Consider the following 20,477-nt stretch of genomic DNA (forward strand, 5'->3'; position numbering starts at 1 on the left):
AAAGAAATATTTCAACAAGCCTATGGATAAAGGAGATAACAATTTTTTGATTTAAAAATGAATCATGCCTTTTTCCCCATGGTCATGCCATGCTTTTTTAATTTCCGCACCACAGTGGGCTGGCTAATTCCGAGGAAAAGGGCTGCCTCCCGGGTTGTACCGCATCGAAGAACCGCCTGCATGAACATCTCGTATTCCGCAGCCCGAAGTTTTTCCGGAAGGCTGGACACTTCATCAACCGCTTTTTTGGGTTGGATGGTCGGCCCCACAGGCTCCGTGGCCCGGAGAATATAGTCATCTAAAAATCTGCGGTCACACATGACCACGGCCTGTTTGATAATATTGATCAGCTCCCTGACATTTCCGGGAAAGGAATAGGACTTCAGGGCTTCATAGGCTTTATACCCAATATAGGCACGGCGATTGTAACGGCGATTGTAACGTTTCAGGCAGATGGTCGTAAGTTCCAAAATATCTTCAGGCCGGTCCCGCAAGGGCGGAATGGACAGGGTAAAGGTGTTGAGTCTGTGTAAAAGATCCAGCCGAAATTGATGTTTCAAGGTTCTTTGGTCCAGATTCCGATTGGTGGCGGCAATGATGGAACAATCAATTTTTTTGGCCCTGGTACCGCCAACGGGCATAATCTCATGGTCATCCAAATATTTTAGCAATTTAGCCTGGACCCCCAATGACAACTCACCGATTTCATCTAAGAATAGGGTCCCCCCTGCCGCCAGTTCAAAAAGCCCTGCCTTTCCCGATTCCCTCGCCCCGGTGAAGGCCCCCCGTTCATACCCGAACAATTCCGCCTCCAGAAGATTTTCCGGCAGTGCCGCACAATTAATCTGGATAAAGGCTTTTTTGCTCCACATACTGTTGGCGTGGATAAATTTGGCCAGCAGTCCCTTACCCGTTCCAGACTCCCCCTGAATCAAAATATTGGAAGAATCAATTCTAGCCAATTTCATGGCCAACCGCAGGGTCTGCTTCATGGAACCGCTCTGGGCCACGATATGATTGTTCTTGAGCTCCAGCAGGGTGAGCTCGGTGAGTTCATCCCGCATCTTTTCCGACTCCTGCCGCACCTGGGCCAGCTCCCGCTTCATATCCTCGATCAGGGAAATATCCCGTTCATTAACCACCACATGGGAGATCTCATTGTCGGCATTAAAGACCGGAGTACCGGTCACAAGAAGCGTAACCCCTGATACGGGCGTGGTCTGGATCAGGCTGACCCAGCGAAGGGTTTCCAGGACCTCCTGGGTGGCAGACCGATTAATTTTCCCCTCCCGGACAAGGGTTCGTACATCGCAGCCCACCACCTCTGAGGCCTTTATCCCATTGAGTCTTTCCGAGGCCGGATTCATCTTAAGGATTCTGCCCTGGGCGTCACAGATCAACAACCCGTCTTCCGACCTATCAAAAATCGTATTCAGATGGTTAAACTCCCTATCGTTCATAGACAATTTTCCCATCAAACAACGTCAGACAAATTTTGGTTTCGGCAATGGTGTCCGGTGAAATTTCAAAAATATTCTGGTCTGTCACCACCAGATCGGCCAATTTTCCCGGAGTGATGGATCCCAAACGATTATCGCAGCCACTGGCCTCGGCCGGGGTAAGGGTATAGGCCCGAACCGCCTCGGCCACACCCAGGGCCTGCTCTGGATACCATCCTCGTTCAGGTGTCCGGTTCATGCGTTTCCGGGTAACAGCCGAATAAATACCGGCAAAGGGATTGGGATCTGCCACCGGGGCATCGGAACTTAAGCACATGGGAACACCTGTATTTAATATGCTTTTGAGGGCATATGCATATTTGCCCCGGGGACCGACACACTGGTCAATCATGGAGATATCCAGGCTCAGGTTATTGGGCTGGCAGGAAACTGCCAAATTTTCAAGTCGGCTTAACCGCTGTAAATCTTCAGGCAGAATCATCTGGAGATGCTCCAACCGGTGGGGAATCTTGCAACGGCTCTGCCCTTGCTGCTCAACCCTGGCAAACATGGCAATAATCTCCCGGCAGGCCCGGTCCCCAATGGCATGAACCATACAGGCAAGCCCCGCCCTGTCCGCCTTCATCACAGCGGCCTCTATCTCTTTGACCGGGGTCAGGGGCATGCCATAATCGGCATCCAGGTATTTTTCGGTCAGCCAGCCGGTCCTTGCCCCCATGCCGCCGTCGGAAAAGAATTTTAAATGCCCTATTCTCAACCGGTCATTTCCAAACCCGGATTGAATCCCCAATGAAATAGCCTCATCCGTCATTTCTCCGGGAAGGGCCACATGACAGCGCAATTTTAATTTCTTGTCCCCCTCAAGTGTTTGCCAGATCTTCAGTGCATCGGCCCCCTCGGCTCCCCCCATGAGCCGGATATCATGAACACCGGTCAGCCCCAGGCTGTGGGCATGGGCCATGGCCTTTTCCATATTCGCCACCAGGGTTGATTCCGGTAATGATGGAAGCACCTCCCGGATCAGGTTGGGCGCCAACTCCTTGAGAACTCCCGTGGGAATGCCGCTTGCATCCCGGACGATGACCCCTTCATTGGGATTCTTTGTCCGTTCGTCAATGCGGGCAAGGCCCAGGGCCAAAGAATTGGCCACGGCCAGGTGAAGGTCACACCGCCAGATGCACACAGGATTATCCGGTGCTGCTAGATCAAGCACCCACCGGTCCGGCATTTTATTTTCAGGCCATTCCGACTCGTTAAAGCCCTGGCCCAGCACCCACTGGCCCGGCCCTACTTGTGCCGCCTTTTCCCGGACAGCCCTTTGCATACCTGAAAAACAGGTTGTCGTTGAAAAATCGATGTTGTCATAATTCAGAGCCCACTCATAAAAATGAAAATGGGTATCGCAAAACCCCGGCAGCACCAACTTTTTTTTAAGGTTTTTAGTTTGGGTCTCAGGACCTGCCAGGGCCAGCATCTCCTCGTCAGTTCCCAGGGCAGATATCTTTTTACCCGTCACGGCCACCGCAGTGGCAAAGGGCGTTTTTTCATCCAGGGTGTGGAGGGTTCCATTATACAAGATTAAATCAGGGGTTGATGCCATCATACCATATATCCTTGTTGAAAGGGGTCAGTTTTGTCCAGAACGAACTGATGCAGACCCGTGACCCAGGCCCGGCCCTTTATCATAGTAACAAGGGCATCCAAAGGCCCTATTTTTACTGCGTTTACAAGCTCTGCTTCAAAACAGGTCCCCAAAGGACTGAAATTAAGATAGGGTTGATGCATTTTAATTTTACCATAATGATGCAGCAATGCCAGCTTGGCAGCCGTACCCGTTCCGCAGGGAGAACGGTCCATATGGGACTCTCCATAAATTACCATCCCGCAGCCCTGGGCCTTCCCTTTTTTTATCTCATTGTTCATCCCGGAATTATAAAATTCCGTGACGTCCACGGTATTTACATCGGGCCGGCTTGGATGAGCCACCTCAAGCTGTTCATTGGCAGCATCTATGATTTTCATGCCAAGCGTCACCAATTGATCTTTGTTGGCCATCACAGGCGCAATCTTAAGTTTAACCGCATCCACCATGGCAAAAAAACCGCCGGTACAAACCAGATCAACGCTGACCCGCCCAAACCCCTCCACCAGGATCTCCCTGTTGGTATCCAGGACAAAGGACGGGACCATCAGTATTGCCACTGAATCCACCTTTCCTTCCACAACAAAGGCCCTGGCCTCCATTATCCCCGAAGGGGTGTCTATCAAAAGTATATTTTCTCCCTCTCCCAATTCAAGGAACCCGGTTTGGGCAAGGGTGACCACTGCCCCTATGGTGGCATGGCCGCACAAATAGGGATATCTTTTTGCATCCATGTATATCAACCCGAAGGCTGCACCAGGTGTCACATTTTTTGTAACCATGGCTGCCAGAATCTCCCTTGACCCCCTGGGTTCTTTTGTCAACAGACATCTCACCTTGTCATAATGGGTTTTAAAATACGCCAATTTCTCCATCATGGTGCTGCCGGGAATATCCCCAAGCCCGTCCACAATCAACCGGGTACTTTCTCCTTCTGTGTGGGAATCTATGGTTGTGATTGGCATGTCTCCTCCCTTGAAAAGGCGGGAAACATTTTGGAAGGGTGTCATGGAACAAAATCCTCCAGGTCAATAAATGTGATTCAAATTTGGTCTTGCCTTTGTTCAAGTGCCTTAGCATTAACGCCAGACCATGATCAAGGCCTTTTTTCAAAAAGCCCTGGCAGATTCCTTAACCGTGGAGCTGATCTCGTCACAGATTTCCAGAACCTTGTCAAGTTCAAGCCCCAACAGCTGAAAGGATGGCAATGAGGTGATGCGGGCAAGCTGTTCTTCCTGGGTTTCCGATGCCGATTGGCAGGATTCGAAATCCGCCGTACTAAAACCGATTTCATGGGCCAGGAAATCAGCAAGATTGATGATCATCAATTCCGGATCTGTTCCCTTTGGATATGTATTCCAGTGATGAAACTCGGCAACCTGAATAAAGGCATCTGAAAACCTCAGTTTTTTCAGCAAAACAGCTCCGAAGGTGGTATGGATTTCATGGATGGCCCGCTGGATATCCGGTGTCTCCACGGGCGCTTCAGGGAAAAGGTCCACAACGGCTTTCATGAGCAGCATTTTTCCAATATCATGGATAATGCCCATTAAAAAAAGATTTTCTGTATTTTTTATCTTTAATTCTTCCCCCAGTCTTTTTCCCAGGCAGGCCGTGGCAAAAGAATGCATCCAGAGGTTTTCCAGCAACTGCTTCAGGGATAAATTTTCTGACGCAAACATACTTTTGGCTGCCACCGCTGAAATCACTCCCTGGGTGGCTTTCATCCCCAACCTGAGCAGGGCTGCATTCAAACTGTTCACCGTGTCAACTCCCTTGTAAAGGGGAGAATTTGCAATTGAGATCAATTTACTTGCAATGACAATATCTTTTTCAACAATGATGGCAATCTCTTCAATGGAAGGAGTGTCTCCCCCAAGACAGGCCTGGACCTCCTTGACAATGTGGGGAAATACAGGCAGATTGATCTTTCCCTTGTAAAATCGCTGGATAATATCGGTCACCACCCCTGTATGATCGATTTGGTCCGTTTCCTTCTGGAGAACCGGAACATCAAATCCCATTTTCTCCAGGTTTTCAAACAATTGATATTTGCTCACCGGTTTTGACAGGTATCCGTTGCACCCAATCTTGATACACTCCTTGATGGTGGTCATGTTCATGCGGGCGGTTACCATGATCACCTTGACCCGTTCTGCCCGGGGAATTTTTGCAGCCACCTCTCGTTTACGTATGCGCTGGAGCAGCTGTTTCCCGTCCATACCGGGCATGGACACATCCAGGGTAACAAGATCAAAGGGATGACTTTTTTTTACCGCAAGCTCTATCTGGGCAAGCCCTTTTTGGGCATCGTCCACGGCCACACATTCCCCAAGGGCTTCCATATTTTTTACCAGAATTTTTCTGGAAATGACCTCATCATCCACAATTAGGATTTTCATGAAAACACCCTTTTCATCTCATTTTTTATTACAACCAATACAGCTAGCTTAATCCTCTCCAATGACGGGGATATCATCCATCACCTCTTCTTGCTCTGTGGGGGAGTCCGGCATGAGTACGGCCTGGGAGGTTTTCCCGTCCACCAGAATTTTAATGGGGGTATCAAAATGAATATGTTTTAAATATCGGGTGGTGTTCGCACAGGCTTGGCACGCGAAAAAATCATAATCAATAAAATCATCTCCCTTGTCTGAGACCGTAATATAGGAAATACCCAGGGAAGTAATATTCTGAAAAAAATGGGACCCCTGGGAGGGGTCGGCCTTGATGCTATCGATGGTGGTTTCCACCATCACCCCCACATTGGAAATATCGTTCCACACCACGGGAATTCCCAGCCACCGGTCTGAGGATCCCCAGCGTCCGGGCCCGATCAATACGTATTTCCGGTTATTGTTATTGAACAATCCATTGATTTTGTTTATTTCAGCGGCCATTTCAACGGTTTTTACCGGGTCAAAGGTCCCAGGGTCCACATATACCAGGTCATAAATATCCTTGTATTCCCCGTTGCCCAGGGACAAACTTGAATAACAAAAGGCCTGGTCAATGGCAGTCTGGTCAATTTTCACCCTAAGGTTCTGCTTATACCGCCCCATGGGCCGAATCTGAAGCAGGGAAAATTCAGGGTTTCCACCCCCTTCCACGGGCAGGTTCACTGCAAATTCCACTTCCACGGAAGACCCCATCCACCGGCTGCCGATCTTTGTCACCTCTTCTAAAATTTGTGCCAGAGGGAAGGTATTGTATTTGAGGATATTGGCAAAGGTCAGGACGGGAAACCCCTTGGTTGAGAAGGAATCGCGAATCCTATTATCCTGGGCATAAAAGGTGGAGGACAAGGCCCGGACCACGGGATGATCCATGGCATCACTCAAATCCAGCCTGGCCAGGGCGGGGTCCTTTGTTAAATTGTCAACAAAGCTGCCGTTACCGGAAAAACCATTTGTTTTCAAGGCATAAAAATGTTTTTGAGAATTCTCAAGGATATCGTCCACCGTGGAAAACTGGGGGAGGAACTGGGGATAGCGGGGACAGAACCGCAGGATCTTCCCCCCTTCCATGACAATTTTTCCAAGACCCAGTGCAATGTAAGCAATCCCATCCTCTGCCTTAAGATGAGAAATGGGATAAAAATTATAGGACTGGGCCACTCCGGACAGGGTCGGATAAAAATAATGTTTATGGTGCATCCCTTTCAGCTGCTGGAGAATCACCGCCATTTCCTCATCCTCGGTTCTATACATGGTGCTTTTAGCATAGGATCGGGGCGCTTTTAAATAGGTGGAGGCATAGACCAGCTTAATGGCCAGAACCAGTCGTTCCAGCCGGTTTTCCAGATTAGGATCTGAATTGGGCAGCATAAAGGTATCATAAAGACCTGCAAAGGGCTGATAATGGGCATCTTCAAAAAGAGAAGAGGACCGGACGGCAATGGGGTATCGCACATTTTCAAGATAGAGTTTAAGATTTTTTTCCAGCCAGTCGGGAAATGTGGCCGCAACAAACCGTTCAATGACCTGGTTATCAGTAACTTCCCGGTCAGATTCCAGCAGCCGGGCCAGATTGTTTTCTTCAACAAATAGTTTAAACCCGTCCGTGGCAATGACAACGGTCTGGGGAATACTGATAGTAACGCCTGGAAACATTTTGGCCAAAGAAGGATCTATCTTGGTCTGGGAAGCCATGAATGCAAGGCCGCGTGCTTTCCCCCCCAGGGAACCGCTGCCGATTTTCATAAAATCCGTGTCAGAGTCAAATTTTTCAAAATCAAACTCAATGACATGTCCCTGGCGGGTCCCCCTTATTCTGAAGCGGATCGTGTCAATGATGAACTGCTTGAACTCTTCGGGATTTTTAAAATCATCAATGGAGACAGGTTTCAGGTTCAGGGCAAAATCGATCTCGCTCCTTGCCATGAACCACCTGGAAAAATCATTGTTGTTGGCATGGAATAAAATAGACTCATCTGGAATTTCTGCGATCAGCTTTCCCATCTCCCGTATTCCGCTTGCCCTTGCGATTTCCTCCCCATTGGGCTCCCGAAAAACAAAGGCACCAAATCCCAGTTTAGACACAAAAAAAGTTTTAATCTGATCATGGAGATTGCTGGAGTTCTTATTAATAAAAACAGCCGGAATATGGGTGACGAGCGCACGATTTTTTTCCTCGGTGCTCAGGACGAGCACAGGCAAGTCCGGTATCTCATACTTAATCTTTTTCAGCAGCTTAAACCCTGCCTGTTCGTCCTCTCGTCCACCTTTTGGATACCGCATATCGGAAAAGACAGACAAAACATAGGGTTTATATTGCTCATACAAGGAGATGGCCTCCTCATAGGTATGGGCCACCAATACCTTGGGCCGCCCCCTCATTTTTAACAGCCGGTGCTCCTCGTTGATGGAATCGGCAATCACCGACTGGGTCTGGAGCACAATCTGCCTGTAGAGCACGGGCAGGAAAGAAGAATAATGATAGGGGGAATCTTCCACCAAAATGATCACCCGAACCTTGGCATTTTTTGTGTCAAAGGCCACATTCATCTCATCTTCTAAATTTTTAACAATGGCCAGGAGCAGATCGGCATTTCCGCTCCAGATATAGGTTCGGTCAACCGCCGTACTGGTATCATCACAGATATAGAGATCAACATCGCAGGTATTGTGAAGCAATAAAAAGAAAAAAAGACCGGAATACCGTCGCTTGACTTCTTCACCAAAGACATAAACATCCATCCCGTCCAGGCTGGGCATGGCAAGGATCAGATCGAAATGCTTTTTTCCCAGCTGTAAAAAAGCCTCTTCCGCCGAAGAGACCCAGGTGAGCCGGGGCGGCTTTGACAGGTTCAGCCCCTTGTACTCATTGATAATCCGGTTGGACAGCCGACCTTCCTCTTCCATGATAAAGGCATCATAGGGACTGGACACCAGAAGGATATCTCCCACCTTTTTACCCATGAGCTCATGGTAAATCTTGATGGATGGCGATGGAAAACCAGCTTGAGCAATATCCATTTTTATCCTTTTGATTTTATGGTTTAATCCAGCCCCATCTGAACCTCAACCCTGGCAATTTCCCTTAAAAGGCTTTCTTTTCTCTCCGGGGAAAGATCCGCCGCAGCCAGCTGCCGCTGGAGACCCAGAAGAATCATTTCCTCACGATACTCCGTACAGGTATAAGGTTGACCACCTGTTTTTAATTCTTCCATATAGTGTTCCTGTTCAATAGTGTTCTGGGTCTTCCGCTACCCCAGCTAATAGAGTTCGTATTTAGCCAGTTTTCCATCCAGTCCCCCGATTTTCAAGGGCCGCTTCCAGGAAGGAGACAAGGGCACCTTTTTAATAAACCTGGGCTCCCCGAAATAAACATAGGCCGTACAATTTTTACACCGATCCTTGAGAAAAGTCCCCAGATCCTTATAAAACTGGTTCATGTCCTGATCTCGTCCCATGCGGATCCCATAGGGCGGATTGGTGATGATCACAGAATCTTCAATGGAAGGAATCTCCTTAAAATCCATGAGGTCAATGTGAATATTTCCACCGAAATGGAGCCCCATGAGATTGGTTTTCACGGCATTCACAGAAACTTGTGATATATCGCTTCCGGCCATCATTTGTTCGGGAAGGGGTTTAATATCTTCATTGGCAGCAACCTTGACCCGCTCCCACAGGGGACCATCAAAATCCGGAAGCCGCTCAAACCCGAACTCACTTCGAAAGATCTGAGCCGGAATTCGGCAATAGCGCATCAAGGCCTCACACAACAGAGTGCCGGATCCACACATGGGATCATACAGCTTTTTTGAACCGTCCCACCCGCTCAACCGGACAATGGCAGCCGCAATGGTCTCCTGCATGGGGGCGGATACAGATTCTTCCCGATATCCGCGTTTGTGCAAAGGACCGCCGGAAGCATCCACGGAAATCGTTGCAATATTCTGGTGGATATGGAGATTAATGGTGATCCAGGGATTTTTGGAATCCACACTGGGTCGTTTGTTACTCCGGTCCCTGAAATAATCGGCGATGGCATCCTTGACCCGAAGGCCTGCAAAATTGGAATGGGTGATATCAGACTCGGACACATTGGCCATAATGGAAAAGGTTTGATCAATGGTTAAAAATTCTTCCCACCGGATCTTTTTAGCCGCCTTGTAGAGATCATCCTTCTCGATGCACTCAAAGGTTACCAAAGGCGCCAGCACCCGGGAGAGCAGCCTGGCGTGATAATTTATCCTGTAAAAATCCTCTTTTGAGGCCTTGAACCAAATTCCGCGGAATACCTGTTTCAGGCCATAGCCCCCCAGCTCCTTGATCTCAGTTACGGCAATATCTTTCACACTTTCCGCCACCTGGGCAAAATACTGGGAATTCTTTTCATATACGTATTCAAGCTTGGCAAGTTTCCGTGTCCTGCCCCGCCCCTTTTGAAGGATACTTCTTTTACCTGTGTTCAACTCTCACATCCTTATAAATAAAACCAAAATTATTAAATACTCCTTTATATCAGTATTTTCACATTATTAAAACAGATAGCTGAAATGGAAGAGAGAGGACAATCGGTTAAAATTTTTAACCCCTGATTTAAAACAAAAGATATCTGTGATATTTATCAGAATGCCGATAAATTCAACACAGTTTTTTAAACTGCCAGAAAAACCCAAGGAAACAACCCAGCAAAGGACCTGAAACAGATAGGAGAAAAAAGTGGATACATATAAAGTGGATACATATTATGTTAACGGAAAATTTGTTGATGAAGATGCTGCCAGGATTCCTGCAAAAGATCTTACGGTTTTAAGGGGATACGGGGTATTTGATTTTTTGATTACCTACAACCGACGCCCTTTTTATCTTAAAGAGCATGTGGAACGCCTTGAAAATTCGGCAAAGGACATTGGTCTGAAACTCTCCCACACCAATGAACAGATCTGTAACATCGTACAGGAAACCATTGACAAAAATACCCATCATGACGAGTCCAATATCCGGCTGATCTATACCGGTGGGGTTAGCCCGAATGCAGTGACCCCCGCAGGCAACGGAATTCTCATGGTCATGGTCACCCCGAAACTGATGCTGCCCGATTTCTGGTATAGTGAGGGTGTTTCCATCATAACCGTTGACATGGAGCGGTTCATTCCCACTTCCAAAAGCACAAATTACCTGTCAGCCGTGTTTGCCCTGGAGCAGGCCCATAAGGTTGGCGCTGCGGAAGCTATGTATGTTGATCGGAATCAAAGGGTATTGGAGGGCACTACCACCAATGTTTTTGCCATCAAAGGCAGCAGCATTATCACCCCTCCCGACGGCATTTTACCGGGAATCACAAGAAGTGTTGTTCTCAAACTGATCCCCGAAGATCTTAACCTTGAGATGCGCCATATTGATTTTGCAGAACTTGACCAGATGGATGAAATCTTCATCACTGCATCCAACAAGGAAATCGTGCCCGTGGTCAAGGTCAATGACATGATCGTTGGATCCGGCAAACCGGGTAAAGTAACCCGCCAGGTTATGGACTTGTTCAGATCATATACCAAGGATTTCGGCCAAGGCAAATAATGTCCGGGCATGTCCATCGCATTTTATAAGGAGTAAACAATTGACTGCAATTGATTTTAACTGGGAACAAGGAGTGTGGCAGGGCTCGGGGGGAAACCCGGACAATGCCAAGACAGCCCATGTCTGTATTGCCGGAGACTGGGCCCCTATCCGGGCCTTTGCTCCCATTATCGAACAAAGGCCTGAAGCTGTTTACGGAAATCTTCTGGCACCCCTGGAAGCGGCAGATCTCTGTATTGTCAACCTGGAAGCGCCACTGAGTGACATTGGTTTGCCTGTGAACAAAAGCGGAGCTGTGTTCAAGGGGGAGAAAAAACATGCCCCGGGGCTTGCTCCCTTTGATGCGGTAACCCTGGCCAACAACCATGTGTTTGATTTTGGCGTTGCGGCCTTTGATGAGACCATCAAGGCCCTGGATAACAGGGGTATCAAATGGACAGGGGCGGGGAAAAACCTTGACCAGGCGGCATCTCCCTTGATTCTGGAAAAAAATGGATTAAAAATCGCGGTTATCAATTTCAGCGAAGGTGAAGACCTGACCGCAGCGACCATTGATAAACCAGGGGTCATGGGCTGGGACCTGCCCCGGATGGAAGCGCTTGTGGCATCGCTCAGGAAACAGGCAGACTGCATAATGGTCATTGCCCACTGCGGTATTGAATATATCCCCTTTCCCCCGCCCTATGTGGCAAAGGCCTTTGAACGTATGGTCGATGCAGGAGCCGACATTGTCATTGGCCACCATCCCCATGTGCCCCAGGGGGTTCAATTTTATAAGAATGTTCCAATTTTTTACAGCCTTGGCAATTTTGTGTTTTACCAGCCCACGGACCTGAAATTCAGAAAACTGGGGCTCATGGTCGATGTGGGAATCGACCCGTCGGGAATTTTTTCTTTTAAGATATTGCCCTATGAAATCCATGACCATGGGCTGGAACTGCTCAAACATGGGTCAAAACAGGCATTTTTCCGCAAATTCAAGGAGATCTCCCTTCCCCTGGACAGGCCGGAAACCCTGGAACAGACCTGGCATGCCTTTCTTACCGACTACGGCGCCAAGGGGTTTTTCAATGAAATGAATATGATCATGGACAAAATAAAGACAAACCCCCAAAAAGGGGCGGCCATGTTCCGCAACCGGTTGACCACCCGCCAGCATCACACCCATTTAAAAGATCTCATGACCCTTATGGTGGAGGATAAAATGGAAAAACAGTCGCCCGAATGGGCAAAAAATCTGATACACCAATGGCTGACACAAACACGATGAAAAAAACAATTCTTGTCACTGACTCGGGCCTTGGCGGGCTGTCCGTATTTACCGATATTGCAGCAGGGCTTGCCAAGGCGTCTTTGTGGCCCAAGGTTGCCATGATCTATTTTAATGCCTGGCCGGAGCAGACCCGGGGCTACAATCATCAACCGGACATGGCAGCCAAAGCCCGGGTATTTAACAATGCCCTGGAAGCCATGAACGCCTATGAACCCGACATGATTCTCATCGCATGCAACACCCTGTCCGTGATCTATCCTTTCACAGCGTTTTCCAGAACCACCGCCATACCGGTGACCGGGATTGTGGACCACGGGATAGAGATGATTGCCCAGGCCCTGGAAAGCGAGCCTGAAAGTTGTGTCATCATCTTTGGCACACCCACCACGGCAGATGCCGGGTCCCATGCCCTTGGCCTGATAAAAAAAGGCATTGCAAAACATAGAATCATCAGCCAGGGATGCGTGGATCTGGCAGGGAAAATCGAGCGCAACCCCTTTGGTCATGAGGTTGAACAAAGAGTCCGGGAAAATGTTGTCCAGGCGGTTCAACAGGTTCAACAGGGTGGCAAAAAATTTACAAAAGTCTTTGCCGCCCTGTGCTGCACCCATTTTGGCTATTGCAAAGATCTGTTCGAAAAACACCTTGAACAGCAGATAACAGCCGGACACCTGGCAAACAATTATAAAATCTATTTTGAAATTCTCAACCCCAATGAAAAAATGGCCCAAAACGTACTGGCCTCTGAACACGAAAAGCCTTTTAAGGCTGATATTGATATGCAGATTGTCTCCAGGGTGGAATGGGAAGCATCCCGCATTAATGCCTATGAACAGCTGCTTCAATCCAAATCCCAACAGGTGGTTTTTGCACTGAGGCAATATGAACTCAACCCTGAACTGTTTGAGGTTTAGGGTATAGGCAGTGCCTTAAAAATAAAAACTTTAGCCCCGGGCAAAAAAATCCAGGGATAAAACAAATTAATCTTGTTTAAGAAAGGAAACCAACGCGTGAAAAAGGTATTATTGATTACAGGGCCTGCAGGAGACGCCCAGGGGTGGGGGGATCTTTCCGTCACCGAGAATGTCTGCCAGGCCATCAAGGACAGCGGATATGATGCCCAGATTGCATTTGTCAATACCATGGAAGAATTCAATGATGCCATTGACACTTTATCCTATGACATTGTCTGGAGCTGCCTCTATTATATTTCTGATAAATCGGACACCATTGGAATGAGCAATGGAGAGTGGCTGGCTGATATTTTTGACGCAAAAAACATTCCCTATATCGGCCCTGATGCCAAGTGCATGAAGGCATTGATCCACAAAACTGCCACCCATGATCTCCTGGACAGCAAAAAAGTGGCGGTGCCCTATCATTTTCAGGTTGCCCCTGGTGATGATCTGCCGGATGTTGCGTTTCCAGCCTTTGTCAAACCCAGTTATGAGTCACGGTCTGTGGGCATCAACGACGATAGTGTCGTAAATACCGTTGAAGAACTTGCACGACAGGTTCAATACATCCACACCACCTTTGATCAGCCGGCGCTTGTGGAAGAATACCTGCCCGGACAGGAGTACACCGTACTCATGCTGGGCAATGGCGAACATCAGGAATTCATACCCGGCAGGGTGGAAGTTGACCCTGAGCTATTCGGCAAATATCCGATTTTAAAGAGCGAGATGAGGGGGGTGGGCATTACCAAGATCAAACCCACCACCAAAATGACCCAGCAGGCCAATGAGCTCTGCCGCCAGGCCATGGAAGCGCTGAACTGTCTGGATCATGTCCGGGCGGACATGCGCCTGGATGCTTTGGGGAATCTTAAAATAATCGAAGTCAACGGGATCCCGGGACTCAAGCCCCTGAAAAGCTGGAGCCCCCAGATGTTTACCATGCAGCATCCGTCCGAACAAGGCCCCATGGAAGATTACCGCAGACTCATTAACCATATTGTCACCTCGGCCATGGCCAGATCCGGCCTGATCTGATTTCGCTTAAGGTCCGAAAGTCCACGGCCTTGTCCAGAATCGGGACAAGGCCGACGAGCTGGTGGAACAATCCCTTGGCCGGTTGAATCATTTTGCAGTACATTCCTATCAATAGTATCCCCAGGAATTTGGTTTTTATTTTTTTCTTGACAACATTGGTTTGATTATTTTAATAATTGGTAGAACCAATTCAATTACTCTTCTGGGATATATACTGCCCCCCATCTGAATCTGTTTGAAGCTTAAAAAAAAGTTACACTGCGTTTAATCATTCACTAAAGTCTGGGCACTTTGTTTATGAAAAAAGAACAGAACGCAATCAAAGAGATTATTGCTATCATCAGCAGGGATGATTTTGAGATCGGATCTGCTCTCCCGTCTGAAAGAAAACTATCCAGCCTTTTCAATATCAGCCGCAATACAGTCAGAAGTGCACTTCGTAAACTGGAAGCCAGAGGCATTATTGAAATTCGTAATGGAAGCGGCTGTTATCTGCTCTGCAAACATGGATATGTCATGGATTGGTTGGGAAACGCAAACATGGCTTCAATTGAGGACACACAGAATCTCATTGAGGCGCGTTATTTAATCGAGCCTTATGTGGTTTCTCTGTCTGCAAAAAAAATTGACAAAGAGAGTATCCAAGTCCTTGAAAAATGTCTTGCCGGTTTGAACCGGGCAATTATTGCCATGAAAAAAGAAGATATTATCAAAAAAGATGCAGAGTTTCGACGGATAATTTATTGCAACTGTCAAAACAGCTCTTTGATTTTTGCCATGAATCAGCTGATAATTTGGAATCAATTTTTTTTTACTGTCATGGATCAGTTTACTCAAATTGAGAAAGATAGATTTTTTGCTGATTATGTTAACATTTTAAAGGGGTTGGAACAAAAAGATGCGTTGCGGGTAAAAGAAATTGTTAAGGGAAATATTTTTTTGATCTGTGAATTATTACTCAAGTATACAGATCTGCAATCCAATGAGTTTATGAGAGAGGTTATTTTTTTACATTCAAAAAAAGGAGGGAAATAAAAACTGATTAAGAAGGCTGAAACGAGAAAGCAAGAGGGATAAAAAAACCTGCATATAGACAGAGTCCTGACTTTGTTGAAAGGAGTGAGAATGAAGACAATCATACATTGGCGAAAAATTCTTTTTTTGTTTGCAGTTACCACCATGGTAATGAGCGGTTTCATTTTACAAGGGAGCATAGTCCAGGCGGATCAAAAAAAACTCAATCATGAGCAGGCATACAGAGTGTATACAAAAAATTGTATGGACTGCCATGATTCGATTGCAGATCCGGAAAAACCAGGGAAAACCCGTGACGAATGGCATATAGTCGTAAATGTGATGCATCAATACGGGCTGGGGCTGACCACAGAAGAGAGTGAACAAATTGTCGATCTGCTCTATGACCTGCGCAAGGGTATTGAAAAAGAGGCGGGGTAATTAATACATCATTAGATTCACAAAAGGAGCTTTTTATGAAACGAAGAGCATTTTTAAAATCACTTGCCGCAACAGGTGTCGCAGCGTCTATAACTGGCTCAGGAGCCTTGACCAGCAAGGCTGAAGCCAAAAAGAAAAAAATTGAATTTGGAGAGGTCAAAAGTGTTAAAATTGATGTGCTGTCGGAAACAAGCTGGTTTGACAATACAATATTTAAAAAAGATATCGTAGATTACGGCGGGGCTATGACCAACCAGTATACCATACCGTGGAAATGGGATAATGCCGGCGGATACATGGCATTGATCACCGTGACCGAACTGGACGGGAAAGAAAGAAAAATACTTCTGGATACCGGCTGGAACAACGAATGGGTTGACTATATTTATGAGATGAACAATATCCCGGCCATGTTGGAAAGCGGAGAGATTGAATTTATGGTGCTTTCCCACTGGCATCTGGACCATTTCTGGGGGATTGAATCTACCCTGAAACACAAACCCGACATCACCATTTACGGGCCTGCCACCCATTATCCTGAAGATATGAAATTGCTCAAGGGTGCCCACCTTACAGCCAAAGACAAGGAAGGCAAGGAACATCATATCTGCAAAAACGACGTGCCCCATACGGGCAAATTAGTGGAATGCACACCAGACGGCGAAAAAGGCGAAGGTATTTATAATGTCATGCCCGGTGTGGCCGTAAGAAATTTTGATGTGCCTATCCTGCTAAGAGTAAGAGGCGAGAATGTCCTTTATTTTAATGTCAAGGACAAGGGAACGGTTACGGTAACCGGTTGCTGTCATCCAGGCGTTCTTTCTCTATTTTCCTATGCCAGAAAGAATTTTGAGGGGTATAAGCCCTATGGCTGCTACGGCGGCCTGCATATTACCCTGTTTGAAACCTGGGATCCGAAATTTGATGATATCATTCGAGGGGTTAAAGCCTTTAAAATACAAAAACTTGCCTGTAACCACTGTACCGGCTGGATCTGGGCTGAAAAGGCGGCAGCCGCAGGAGTGCCCGTTGTTAAGGGAACCGACAAGTATAAGACCTATAAAAGGACCTCCAGTGTGGCCACGGGAAGTAATGCATTCCTGACCAACGGGGATTTTGTCGTTTTCTAGAATCAGGAGGATACGATATCGCTAACCTGTGGGAAAGGGAAAGCCTATCCTTTTTCTTTCCCCCTTTATCATTTAAAGGGAGCACTGAATTATTATGGAAACAGATTCATTATCGGAAAACAGGTTTAATTATTTTTTGGGTCTGGTCAATCTGGTTGCCGTTTTCTGTATTGTATGGCTTTTATGGTATGTTTTTATGCATGCGGATGGCATTTTAAGACTTTATACCCCCATGTACGGATTCTCCCTGGTGGTTGTTTTTCTTTCAGCCATTCTGCTGATCAAGGATGTTTTTGAATTTTATCCTTTTTCAAAAACCCGGCCCCCGGATCAGAGTATCCCATTCCGGGGGCTTCTATTGACCCTCTTTGCTGTCCTGGTCATGTTATTCCTATACTATGTTGTGTTTTGGGGATTTATCGGCAAATTCGGAATTACCTATTTCAGTCCCTATTCCATCATCGCAGCCGGTAGCCAGGGGGCTGAAATGTGGAATGCACGGGAAATCTCCAGCCGGGCCATACTTTATTTTTTCACCGCATTTTTATGGGTTTCCATTACCTGGAACATTGGTTTTGGGCGATGGCCCTGGCACAAAAACGACAGGGGTGTCCTGGCATGGTCCCGTCTGATTACCATCCTCTTTTTTGTGATTGTTGTTTATGCGTTATTGTTTCACCCAAATGTGTGCTACCTTTTTTATCCGGCCCAGGTAAACGCCGGAGTTGAATCCTGGTGGATGGCATTTGCAGATACCGGTAGTGCTTTTTTCAGTCTGGGCCTGCTTTTGTCCGCCCTGTTCTGGGCCATTGCCTCTGATTTCCTTTGGGAGGGTTATCCATTTAAGTTCATGGCCAAGGAGGATGAGGGCAACTTGCTAAAAGGGGTTGTCACTTTTATTATGACAATAATTTTAGGGATCATTTCGCTCTGGATTATGCTCAAGGTTATGAATTATTATTGGGACGAGGCCTTCATGGGCGGCCAGTATACGGATGGCCCTGATTTCAGGTTTCTCCATACGGCTGAGATCAGTGGATTTTTCATTCTGGCATCCTTTATTTTAAAACACTATTTTAATAATTTCCCCAACACAAAATCCATTGGGCTCAATGCTGTCCTTCGAACCCTTATCGTAATTGGCGGCGGCATCCTTATTCACCTTTTCTATTATTCAAATGCCACTGTCTTTTTTCTTGGCAAGGTTCCCGGAATTGCCCAGCCCGATGATGCCCCCTTGGTATGGGTGATCCTTTTTTTGAGTGTTATTGTAATACATGCAGATTTTTTCGAGGGCTGGCCGTTAAAGAAAATCAAAGGAAACAAGGGAAATGGTTGACACAAGCAAACGAGGATTTTTAAAAACCTCTTTTATGGAAGGAATCGGCAAGGTGATTGCAGGTTTTGATGAAGGCATCAAAAAGGCCGAGGCTAGACAAACTTTTGACGCGTATTTTGATTCCTATGAATCCAGTTATGCCTTGACCCTTGCCTACCCCGATGAAATATTGATGGAAACCGCCCGTCAGTCTGGAATTGAAATTGACGGGCGGGACAAAAAAGAAATTATAAAAGAGCTTTTTGAAAAAAAGGGAGGATACTAAAATCGATATTCAGAGCCTGCTTCGCAATAAAATAGACAATATGCTGATCACCGCCTCCTGGGTTGAAAAGGTAAAGGAACGGATCGGGCTTACTGCAGTCAGCCCTTTCTGGGGAGACAAGCCATCATGGTATTTCTGGATATCCCAAAGGCCGGGGGCTTTTCTTCTTGAATTAGATGAAATTGTGGATGAAAATTGGGAAAGCGATCTTCTGGCAGGCGGGATGTTCAAGATAAAATATTACCCCCATCCCCATGGGGAGGGGTTGGCTGATTTTTCCTTTGAAGAACAGGCCTTTGTCCAGAGTGATTTTTTTGATCATACCCACACCCCCCGGTTTGAAAAAAAAGAAAGTATTCCGGATTCCCTGTTTAATGTGGCAGCCCTTGAAGTAACCATGGATCCAAAGGACAACCTGGCTCTTTTTTCTTTGGAAGCCCTTGATACCATGCAAATTACCTATGACCGGGCAATATACCGGACCTATCCTGAATTCAACAAAGGCAAACAGTATATTGCGGGGGAACGAGCAAGGAACGTTCCAGGGTATGACCTGGGGTATACCCTTTTCAGCAGCCTGGCCTCATTATATTCTTTTTACAGCAAAACAAAACCCACACGTGTATTGGCAACCCACGGCCCGGGATTTAAACATGTCTGCAACGCTTCCAATGAATTTCAATGCATTGATACAGATGAGATCAATCTTAATTCACTGCATATTTTATTTTCAGATAATAGCGAAAAATCCATGGCAAAGGGAGAGAAATTAGTTGAACAGCGATGTAAAGAGGCTGACCATAAAGTGGTGTTTGATCAGCAATTCACATATGGCCAATCACCAGGGAATTGTATCTCTCCTTTTGTAAACACAACTTTGGATGAAAACTGGTGGTTTCTTGCAGAGGCTGATTATAAATCAAACCTGGCATCCTCTTGCGGCTGTGAATCTTGCCATAAATAGCGTTGAAGCAATCTTTTTTGGCCCATCAATTCCCGTGGACACCTATTTTCAACAAATTGGCAATATTGGCATTTGAATCCAGTACCGGTTCGATCAAAGAGAGTGGACAGGTCATCAGGGTGGATATGCCGGGACCGTGTCCTGCCAGGCGGCAATCGGAGTGAACCAGAATACCGATGCTCACCGCTCCCTGGACAAAGGCCCTGCCATAGGAGTTGTCATGGTCCATCAATGCCACAAAATCACCGAACCGCATCTGGTCCAACTTATGGTGTTTAACCGTGGCAGGATCCGAGGTCATCACATCATAATCCCCTGCTCCCACATGGGCCCGTCCCACACCGGATCCCATGCAGGATGCCGGTACCATGGTGGTCACCGGAACCTTCAGGGTCTTGCCATCCCCGGTAATGCCCATCTTTTGCAGCAGATCCGGGTCCAGATTAAAAAGTTTAATCGAAGGATAGTCTGTAAGAATAAGTCCCTGGCCTTTTGCCCGGATTAAAATTTTGTCATCATAGGTCATCCGCTCTTTGACAGATCGCGCAAACTCCACAATAATATGTTCGGATCCGCCATGGTGACCCAAAACGATGCCGGTTTCCCCCTTGGCCTCTCCGGAAACAATTCGTGCCTCATTTCCCACGCAGGAAAGAATCTGAAGGGAGTTATTGGGAAAATCATTGGGTTTGTCGGCGTTAGCCGTGCAGGAGACGCCCGGTTCAATGTGGTCGCCGGCAAGACCAAATGCCGACTCTCCCGCCTGGACGTTCAGGGTTATCCCACCGATGCTGGGTAAAAGGAAGGGAATCCCCTGGTGATCTACTTTCCAGCCAGCCCCCACCCGGGGCTGACCCGGCTTGCACTCCAAAAACATTTCAACTACTTTATCAACATTGGTTTTCAACATATCAACCTCCAATTT

Annotated in this window: 18 protein-coding genes; 10 read left to right on the forward strand and 8 right to left on the reverse strand. The window is 47.0% G+C overall.

All coding sequences use genetic code 11. The annotated features are described in order from the left end of the window. Positions 1–62: 62 nt before the first annotated feature. The 7 genes from ACZ45G_RS27545 to ACZ45G_RS27575 all read right to left on the reverse strand — a co-directional run bounded on the left by ACZ45G_RS27545 (position 63) and on the right by ACZ45G_RS27575 (position 10,024). The gene (locus ACZ45G_RS27545; protein WP_464173788.1) at positions 63–1,460 is read right to left on the reverse strand and encodes a sigma-54 interaction domain-containing protein; all 1,398 of its coding nucleotides are present in this window, start codon (positions 1,458–1,460) and stop codon (positions 63–65) included. Continuing rightward, positions 1,450–3,063 (reverse strand): amidohydrolase, encoded by a 1,614-nt coding sequence (locus ACZ45G_RS27550; protein ID WP_464173789.1) that lies wholly within the window; start codon positions 3,061–3,063, stop codon positions 1,450–1,452. Before ACZ45G_RS27550 ends, ACZ45G_RS27545 begins: the two co-directional genes overlap by 11 nt. Further along, the gene (locus ACZ45G_RS27555) at positions 3,060–4,112 is read right to left on the reverse strand and encodes a proline racemase family protein (protein ID WP_464173790.1); all 1,053 of its coding nucleotides are present in this window, start codon (positions 4,110–4,112) and stop codon (positions 3,060–3,062) included. The genes ACZ45G_RS27550 and ACZ45G_RS27555 overlap by 4 nt, the downstream gene beginning before the upstream one ends. Positions 4,113–4,211: 99 nt before the next feature. Continuing rightward, complete coding sequence (locus ACZ45G_RS27560; RefSeq protein ID WP_464173791.1) at positions 4,212–5,504, reverse strand: HDOD domain-containing protein; 1,293 nt, start codon at positions 5,502–5,504, stop codon at positions 4,212–4,214. Positions 5,505–5,552: 48 nt separating this feature from the next. Then, a complete protein-coding gene (locus ACZ45G_RS27565) occupies positions 5,553–8,579 on the reverse strand; it encodes a PEP/pyruvate-binding domain-containing protein (RefSeq protein ID WP_464173792.1) in 3,027 nt (1,008 codons plus the stop codon). Positions 8,580–8,602: 23 nt separating this feature from the next. Beyond that, positions 8,603–8,773, reverse strand: coding sequence for a hypothetical protein (locus ACZ45G_RS27570; RefSeq protein WP_464173793.1), 171 nt, complete (start codon positions 8,771–8,773; stop codon positions 8,603–8,605). A 45-nt stretch (positions 8,774–8,818) separates the two neighbouring features. Beyond that, a complete protein-coding gene (locus ACZ45G_RS27575; protein WP_464173794.1) occupies positions 8,819–10,024 on the reverse strand; it encodes a THUMP domain-containing class I SAM-dependent RNA methyltransferase in 1,206 nt (401 codons plus the stop codon). A gap of 250 nt (positions 10,025–10,274) precedes the next feature. Between ACZ45G_RS27575 and ACZ45G_RS27580 the strand changes: the two genes are divergently transcribed. From ACZ45G_RS27580 to ACZ45G_RS27625, 10 genes are all read left to right on the forward strand, one after another. After that, complete coding sequence (locus tag ACZ45G_RS27580) at positions 10,275–11,132, forward strand: aminotransferase class IV (RefSeq protein WP_464173795.1); 858 nt, start codon at positions 10,275–10,277, stop codon at positions 11,130–11,132. Positions 11,133–11,172: 40 nt separating this feature from the next. Continuing rightward, a complete protein-coding gene (locus tag ACZ45G_RS27585) occupies positions 11,173–12,402 on the forward strand; it encodes a CapA family protein (RefSeq protein WP_464173796.1) in 1,230 nt (409 codons plus the stop codon). Further along, positions 12,399–13,319, forward strand: coding sequence for an aspartate/glutamate racemase family protein (locus tag ACZ45G_RS27590; protein WP_464173797.1), 921 nt, complete (start codon positions 12,399–12,401; stop codon positions 13,317–13,319). The genes ACZ45G_RS27585 and ACZ45G_RS27590 overlap by 4 nt, the downstream gene beginning before the upstream one ends. 96 nt (positions 13,320–13,415) lie before the next feature. Then, on the forward strand, positions 13,416–14,399 hold the full coding sequence (locus tag ACZ45G_RS27595; protein ID WP_464173798.1) for a D-alanine--D-alanine ligase family protein: 984 nt from the start codon (positions 13,416–13,418) through the stop codon (positions 14,397–14,399). A 297-nt stretch (positions 14,400–14,696) separates the two neighbouring features. Continuing rightward, the gene (locus ACZ45G_RS27600; RefSeq protein ID WP_464173799.1) at positions 14,697–15,434 is read left to right on the forward strand and encodes a FadR/GntR family transcriptional regulator; all 738 of its coding nucleotides are present in this window, start codon (positions 14,697–14,699) and stop codon (positions 15,432–15,434) included. Between the two features lie 90 nt (positions 15,435–15,524). Then, positions 15,525–15,854: a hypothetical protein gene (locus tag ACZ45G_RS27605; RefSeq protein WP_464173800.1), complete on the forward strand. Its 330-nt coding sequence runs from the start codon at positions 15,525–15,527 to the stop codon at positions 15,852–15,854. Positions 15,855–15,889: 35 nt separating this feature from the next. Then, the gene (locus ACZ45G_RS27610; protein ID WP_464173801.1) at positions 15,890–16,984 is read left to right on the forward strand and encodes an MBL fold metallo-hydrolase; all 1,095 of its coding nucleotides are present in this window, start codon (positions 15,890–15,892) and stop codon (positions 16,982–16,984) included. A gap of 94 nt (positions 16,985–17,078) precedes the next feature. Then, on the forward strand, positions 17,079–18,323 hold the full coding sequence (locus ACZ45G_RS27615) for a hypothetical protein (protein ID WP_464173802.1): 1,245 nt from the start codon (positions 17,079–17,081) through the stop codon (positions 18,321–18,323). Next, on the forward strand, positions 18,316–18,588 hold the full coding sequence (locus tag ACZ45G_RS27620; RefSeq protein WP_464173803.1) for a hypothetical protein: 273 nt from the start codon (positions 18,316–18,318) through the stop codon (positions 18,586–18,588). Before ACZ45G_RS27615 ends, ACZ45G_RS27620 begins: the two co-directional genes overlap by 8 nt. Next, a complete protein-coding gene (locus tag ACZ45G_RS27625) occupies positions 18,566–19,552 on the forward strand; it encodes a hypothetical protein (protein WP_464173804.1) in 987 nt (328 codons plus the stop codon). The genes ACZ45G_RS27620 and ACZ45G_RS27625 overlap by 23 nt, the downstream gene beginning before the upstream one ends. A gap of 25 nt (positions 19,553–19,577) precedes the next feature. On the opposite strand, the gene ACZ45G_RS27630 is transcribed toward ACZ45G_RS27625, so the two are convergent. Then, entirely contained in the window at positions 19,578–20,462 is an 885-nt protein-coding gene (locus ACZ45G_RS27630; protein ID WP_464173805.1) for a DUF4438 domain-containing protein, read from the reverse strand. Positions 20,463–20,477: the final 15 nt, after the last annotated feature.

The organism is Desulfoconvexum algidum (assembly GCF_055382125.1).